The sequence below is a fragment of the Hydrocoleum sp. CS-953 genome (genome assembly GCF_002260545.1).
Lineage (GTDB): Bacteria > Cyanobacteriota > Cyanobacteriia > Cyanobacteriales > Microcoleaceae > Trichodesmium.
The window spans coordinates 1-6,806 of sequence record NZ_LGSU01001101.1 but is presented as its reverse complement, the minus strand read 5'-3'; the positions used below and the strand labels follow the sequence as shown (position 1 = coordinate 6,806).

At 36.3% G+C, this 6,806-nt stretch carries 6 protein-coding genes and 1 pseudogene; all 7 read left to right on the top strand.

Going from position 1 to position 6,806, the window contains the following annotated elements; genetic code table 11:
• The first annotated feature begins 569 nt into the window (after positions 1–569).
• Positions 570–734 carry a rubredoxin gene (gene rd / locus AFK68_RS16800; RefSeq protein WP_094673777.1) on the top strand — a complete coding sequence of 55 codons (165 nt, stop codon included), beginning with the start codon at positions 570–572 and terminating at the stop codon, positions 732–734.
• Positions 735–746: 12 nt separating this feature from the next.
• Positions 747–1,994: an NAD(P)/FAD-dependent oxidoreductase gene (locus tag AFK68_RS16795; RefSeq protein WP_094673776.1), complete on the top strand. Its 1,248-nt coding sequence runs from the start codon at positions 747–749 to the stop codon at positions 1,992–1,994.
• Positions 1,995–2,583: 589 nt separating this feature from the next.
• Complete coding sequence (locus tag AFK68_RS16790) at positions 2,584–3,690, top strand: hypothetical protein (RefSeq protein ID WP_246844237.1); 1,107 nt, start codon at positions 2,584–2,586, stop codon at positions 3,688–3,690.
• 71 nt (positions 3,691–3,761) lie between these two features.
• Entirely contained in the window at positions 3,762–3,992 is a 231-nt protein-coding gene (locus AFK68_RS41925) for a hypothetical protein (protein WP_246844236.1), read from the top strand.
• A 150-nt stretch (positions 3,993–4,142) separates the two neighbouring features.
• Complete coding sequence (locus AFK68_RS16780) at positions 4,143–4,850, top strand: SDR family oxidoreductase (protein WP_094673774.1); 708 nt, start codon at positions 4,143–4,145, stop codon at positions 4,848–4,850.
• Between the two features lie 525 nt (positions 4,851–5,375).
• Positions 5,376–5,621, top strand: a pseudogene (locus tag AFK68_RS45495) (VOC family protein); the annotation flags it as partial.
• A 68-nt stretch (positions 5,622–5,689) separates the two neighbouring features.
• On the top strand, positions 5,690–6,648 hold a 959-nt coding region (hppD, locus tag AFK68_RS16770; protein ID WP_143437954.1), incomplete at its 5' end, for a 4-hydroxyphenylpyruvate dioxygenase.
• Between the last annotated feature and the right edge of the window lie 158 nt (positions 6,649–6,806).

Genomic DNA, 6,806 nt, shown 5'->3' with positions numbered 1-6,806 from the left:
CTCCCCATCACCCCCTCTACTTTTAAATAGATCCCTTCAGGGGTTCTATATAATTAATAGGGGCTACACAAACGGAATCCTGAAATCCGGTTTTTTCGTAGATGTTTATTGTTCAAACCAAGGATTTTTTCTAGCAACGGAGTTTCTTTGCGTAAATCCTATAATTAACAGGACTTACGCAAAATATCAATTTATACGCCACCTGTAGGGGTGCTTCTTATACGCCACCTGTAGGGGGTGCTTCGCGAAGCACCCCTACTAGATATGGTGGTTATGCGTAAATCCTATAATTAAATTATAATCAAAGCTGATTTCAGTTAACAATCAGTAATTGTCGCAAATTGAAATTAAATTCATATCTTGATTCTGTAAAAATACATATTATTGGCATGATATATAGCGTTTCCTAAGCTTATGAGGTACAGTTGTATTTTTTTCTTTTTGTTCCCTGTTCCCTGTTCCCTCTTTTCCAATGAATAACTTAACAAAACTTTACAATTTGATAGTAGAACCTCTAGTCCACAAACTTGTAAAATCCAGATGAACTACTTAGAGAGGAATAAATTAGGATGAAAAAGTATGTCTGTATTGTCTGTGGATATATATATGATCCGGAAGAAGGAGACCCAGATAGTGGTATAGATCCAGGAACTGCCTTTGAAGACATCCCCGATGATTGGGTTTGTCCAGTTTGTGAAGTAGGCAAAGAAGAGTTTGAACCAGTTGAAGAGTAATTAATATATAAAATGTCTTTCTCACCTCTTAAAATTATAGTTGTCGGTGGGGGAGCAGCAGGTTTTTTTGCAGCGTTGGCAGCAGGCGATATCACCTGTAGTACCCCCCAAACCCATGTCACCATTTTAGAAGCAGGACGACAACCTCTGGCAAAAGTACGTATATCTGGTGGTGGACGTTGTAATGTCACCCACGCTTGCTTTGACCCAGCAATTTTTATCCAAAACTACCCCAGAGGTAGTAAAGCACTTCGGGGTGCATTCACTAGATTTCAAGCTCGCGATACTGTGCAATGGTTCGCGGGTAGGGGTGTACAGTTAAAAACTGAAGCAGATGGACGGATGTTTCCTACTACTGATGATTCTGCCACAATAGTTGAATGTTTAACTAAGGTTGCTTTGTCGAAGGGTGTAAATATTCGTACAGGTGCAGCAGTGGTTTCAGTAAAATGCGAGACCACAGAGGGAGGGAGAAATTTATTTCTAGTGGAGTTAAGATCGGGAGAAGTTCTGGAGTGCGATCGCTTACTTCTGGCAACTGGCAGTAGTCCTGTTGGCCATCGTCTGGCAAAAGGATTAGGCCATAAAGTTGTTCCTCCTGTTCCTTCTCTATTTACTTTCAATATCTCTGACCCCCGTCTCAAAGATTTGGCTGGTATTTCGGTTGAGAATGTCTGTTTACAACTTCCTAAGGCTAAGTTAAAACAAATTGGCCCTGTGCTGGTGACTCATTGGGGTTTAAGTGGGCCAGCAACTTTAAAGTTATCTGCTTGGGGTGCTAGATTTCTCTATGAAAATCGCTATAAATCTGATTTATTAATTAATTGGTTATCAGATATTAATTCAGAGGAAATACGAACTAAATTATTAAAATTTAAAAGTTTGGAAAAAAAGGCAATTCTAAATAGTTGTCCGTTTTCTCTACCTCGTCGTTTATGGGAACGTTTAATTATTGCTGCGGATATTGACTCTCAAAAACGTTGGGCGGAGTTATCAAATAAGGCTATTAATAAGTTAATTTTGGAATTGACTCAAGGTAAATATAAGATTCAAGGAAAAGGAGTTTTTAAGGAAGAGTTTGTTACTTGTGGTGGGGTAAGTTTAAAAGAAGTTAATTTTAAAACTATGGAAAGTCGTTGTTGTCCAGGGTTATATTTTGCGGGAGAAATTTTAGATATTGATGGAATTACAGGTGGTTTTAATTTTCAAAGTGCATGGACAACTGGATGGTTAGCAGGTCAAAGTATAATTAATAATTAATAATGGATAATGGATAATTATTGCTCTGCTGATTAAATATCAAAGCATTGAAATACAAAAGCCCAAGCCTTTTTTGGGTGGAAAAAATTACCTGGTTTTCAGCTCCTAAAGCTGCAAAAAGTTAGTATTTGGGGCAGACAAGATTCTATCTCCTCCATCTCCCCAAACTTCCTAAACTCCCCACCCTCTACAAACAAAGTCTTTTATTGTATAATCTATATTTATATAGCACTACGAATTAAGATTTAAGGTGTTTAACATTGGTATAATCTGAAACTTTGTTACAGTAAATTTTTGCCTTTTACCTTTTGCCTAATCCGTAGTGGTATATAATTCTCAAAATGCTTTATCCAAGCCAACATAATTAGGCAATAGGCTATGTCAGATAATTCTGGTTTGCTAGTGACTAATAATTCTACTACTATTAACACTATCAGCCACTATATTTACCAAACTATTGTTTCCATTCAACAGCAACATCGAGAATGGATAACTCCAAAGTACAGGAACATTCCTTGGCATTATCCCAAGTATCAATCTACTTTGACTAATAAGCTGACAAAAGGGCTTTCTAATGNGGCAATAGGCTATGTCAGATAATTCTGGTTTGCTAGTGACTAATAATTCTACTACTATTAACACTATCAGCCACTATATTTACCAAACTATTGTTTCCATTCAACAGCAACATCGAGAATGGATAACTCCAAAGTACAGGAACATTCCTTGGCATTATCCCAAGTATCAATCTACTTTGACTAATAAGCTGACAAAAGGGCTTTCTAATGTTAAAAACCAGGATGCTTTGAAGCTGAAAGTCACAAATTATCTCCAAATTCTGCTAACTCCAGAGTTTATTAATTCTGCTCAATATAATGTTTTAATTGCTGAGATAGACAAACATATTTATCCAGAAATAACCTTAGTTTCATCTGATGAAATTACTAATTATCAGGTTTCCGATTTATCCACAAATGGAAAGAAATTAGTAGAGCCAGGAATTGCTATTTTACTGTTAGATGTAGAAAATTTACCACTCGATCCTGAAACAGAAAAAATTCTTGTAGATATCTGCAATTATCCAATTTCAATTAAGGTTGCTTTTGCTAACTGGCGCAGTATGGGAAAAAAAGATGAAGAATTTCATCAACGTGGTTATCAATTAATTCATGTTCCTCCTGGAAAAGATAGTGCAGATTTAAAAATGGCAACGGTTGGTTCTTCTATTTTTCTCAATTATCCCAAGGCTAAGGAAGTTTTAGTTTGTTCTTCTGACCGAGGATTAACTCATCTTGGTACTACTTTACAATCTCATGGCTTAACTGTTTATCAGGTGCGGAAATATAAAAATCAAATTACTGTTTTAAATAGTCAAACTGGGGAATCAAAAATATATGCTTTGTCGGTGCCAGACATTCCTACTATTAATAAGTTTATTATTCAGTTACAGGAATTAATTCGAGCAGAAGCAGCAAAAATCGGACAGCAATGGATTAAATTTTCGAGAATTTCTGCTTTGTATAAAGAAAGTTATAAGTTGAATCTTAAAGATGTAGTTGCAACTCACTTTCCTAGTCAAAAGTCAAATCATATATTTATTAATTATCCAGTTTACTTTGCACTTCATCAACCATCGGAAAAATCTCAAGCTTATGTCAGTATTTTTAATTTTTTTAAGCCAGAAAAAAAAAATTAAATTCTCCTTCAGATCAGGTTGAAAAACATATTGAAATTACAGATGCTTCTCAGATTATTTCCCAGGAAGATATGGAAAAAGTATTGGTTAAAATTTTGAGTAATTTAACTGCTGAGTCTCCAGGAAGTTATGTTCCTATTTCTAATCTTGGCAGTGAGTTTCATCGGTTATATGGTCAACCAATTACAAAGGCTATTAAGCGGTTTCAACCAAGTAAAAAGTTTCCTAAGTTTTTGGAGTTATGTAGTTCGCTGAAGTTGTATAAGTCTGAAGAAGGTCGTTGGTTTGTTACTTTAAATTAGGGTTTGCTGAAAAACTCTTATTAGTCAGGGTGGGAGTCAGGAGTCATAAGTCAGGAGTCAGGAGTCAGGAGTCAGGAGTCAGAATAAATGGGAATTATATAGGAGGTAGTATGATAAAAGAGAATGTGAAGAAAAGTAAAGAAAAAGTAAATGAAGGATAAAGTTGTCGTAATAGTCGGTGCGACTGGAGGTATAGGTTCAGCAGTGGCACAGAAACTGGCAAACTCTGACGCAAATTTAGTTTTGGCCGCCAGAGATAATAATAGATTAGATGCTTTAGCGACCCAACTATCTACTACCGAGACTATTACCGTACCGACAGACATCACCAACCCACAGGAAGTAGAAACCCTGATGGAAAAAGCGACCAACCATTTTGGCAAAATAGATGTTTTGGTCAATGCAGCAGGAGCAGGTATTCTCAAGCAATGGAACAAAATTGAACCTGCTGACTTGGATATTATGCTAGACCTGAATTTGAAAGGCAGTTTCTATACTTGTCAAGCTGCTGCCAATATAATGAAAGGACAAAAATCAGGCCATATTTGTAATGTTATTGGAATTCTTGGTAAACATTCAATGGCAATGGGAAGTGTTTATTGTGCTTCTAAGTTTGGTTTGGTAGGGTTGAGCAAATGTATGGCAGATGAACTACGGCGTTATGGTATTAAGGTAACTCTTTTCTATTTCGGAGGAGTGAATACCCCTTTTTGGGATAATGTGAGTCTGAAAGTCGATCGCTCAAAAATGCTCAGTTCGGAAACTGCTGCTGATGCAATTATGTTTGCTCTAAATGCAGAACCTCAAGCAGTACCGATGGAAATTAATATTCAACCAGATAGTCACTTATTTTTCTAAGGCAGTAAGCGAGGCAGGGGGAAGTGTGGGAAGCTTAGGGTTTGGAAAATACACAAGCTGTATTAATAAAAGAAGTTAAATTATTACTTTGACTAAATTTGAGAGGAGCGAGTTTGATAAATAATATATTTGATTAAAATAATTAGGACTTACGCAAAGAAACCCGGTTTCTAGGATAAATTCTTGTTTTGAGCAATAGAGGTCTATGAGAAACCGGGTTTCTGGGTTCACTTATTTTTTACAAATGGATATCTCCAAAAACAAAAAACAAAAACAATCTATTGTACAAAGATAATCAATTATTTCCACCTATTATATCATGTTCGGGTAATCACTTATAATAAAGTTTTTGTTTGTAGTAGGGATATCAGCCCTATCTAAAGTTAGGGCTGAGAGCTATTCTACGAAGCTTTAATTACAATAACTATTTAACAAAACATGATAATAGACATTTCCAACAATAAAAAATCAAATCAATAATTATTTCCCCCTATTCCCTGTTCCCTATAGTAAGAAAAATTGATTATGGAATTCGATCATATTCATTTCTACGTTGAAAATGCTATTGAGTCGCGAGACTGGTTTAGAGAAAAATTAGGTTTTAAAGCGATCGCTTCTCAAACCAGTCAACATACCCAGAAAGAAATTATCAACAGAGGTCAAGTATATTTTGCCTTATCTTCTGCTATTACACCAGAAAGTCCTGTTGCTAATTTTCTCAGTTTACATCCTCCTGGAGTCGCTGATGTAGCTTTTCGGGTTCGAGATATTAACTCAGTTGTGGCGAAAGCAGGAGTTAATGGAGCAGAAATTTTGCAACCTATTCAGGAAAATGCACNAACATACCCAGAAAGAAATTATCAACAGAGGTCAAGTATATTTTGCCTTATCTTCTGCTATTACACCAGAAAGTCCTGTTGCTAATTTTCTCAGTTTACATCCTCCTGGAGTCGCTGATGTAGCTTTTCGGGTTCGAGATATTAACTCAGTTGTGGCGAAAGCAGGAGTTAATGGAGCAGAAATTTTGCAACCTATTCAGGAAAATGCACAGGGTTTGAAGTGGGCAAAAATTTCTGGATGGGGAGACTTGACTCATACTTTGATTGAAAAAATTGATGATGCACAAATTTTACATTCTACTACTCAATTTTCTAGGGATATTGTGGCGATCGACCATGTGGTTTTGAATGTAGCTGAGGATAATTTAGCATCTGCTTTTAATTGGTATAATCAAATTTTAGATTTCCAACCTCATCAAAATTTTGACATTCAGACAAATAATTCTGGTTTACGCAGTCAGGTTATGATACACCCAGAGGGAGGAGTCAAATTTCCTATTAATGAACCCACATCTGCTAATTCTCAAATTCAAGAATTTTTGGATGCTAACCGTGGTGCGGGGATACAACATATTGCTTTACGCACAGAGAATATTTTGGGAGTTGTGGAAGAGTTGCGATCGCTTGGTTTACCTTTTTTGCAAGTTCCGGCAACATATTATTCTAGTCTGGAAACTAAAGCACTAAGTTATTTATCGGAAACTAACTGGCAAAAAGTTCAAGATTGTCAAATTTTGTTAGACTGGCAAGAAAGTATACCAGGATCAATGTTACTACAAATTTTTACCCAACCAATATTTAACGAACCAACAGTATTTTTTGAGTTTATTGAGCGTAAAGTTGTTTGGGTTAATGGTAAACAAATGGAGACTCCTGGTTTTGGTCAAGGTAATTTTCAAGCTTTATTTGAAGCTATTGAAAGAGAACAAATGAAGCGAGGTAGTTTGGGGAAAAATTAAAGATTAAATGTAGTAGACCAACACACCTTAAATGGTGCAATAGATGTAGGTTGGGTTGTTTGCGTTAGCATTGCGCAGCATGGGACGTTTGCGGAGCATTTCCAACGGAAAAACCCAACAAAAATCTTTCTCCCCTACTCCCCTACTCCCCTACTCCC

Excerpts from the sequence above, each read along its gene's own strand:
- AFK68_RS41925 (WP_246844236.1), top strand. The coding sequence starts at position 3,762 with ATGGAAAAAGTATTGGTTAAAATTTTGAGTAATTTAACTGCTGAGTCT.
- AFK68_RS16790 (WP_246844237.1), top strand. The coding sequence starts at position 2,584 with ATGTCAGATAATTCTGGTTTGCTAGTGACTAATAATTCTACTACTATT.
- AFK68_RS16795 (WP_094673776.1), top strand. The coding sequence starts at position 747 with ATGTCTTTCTCACCTCTTAAAATTATAGTTGTCGGTGGGGGAGCAGCA.
- AFK68_RS16780 (WP_094673774.1), top strand. The coding sequence starts at position 4,143 with ATGAAGGATAAAGTTGTCGTAATAGTCGGTGCGACTGGAGGTATAGGT.
- rd (WP_094673777.1), top strand. The coding sequence starts at position 570 with ATGAAAAAGTATGTCTGTATTGTCTGTGGATATATATATGATCCGGAA.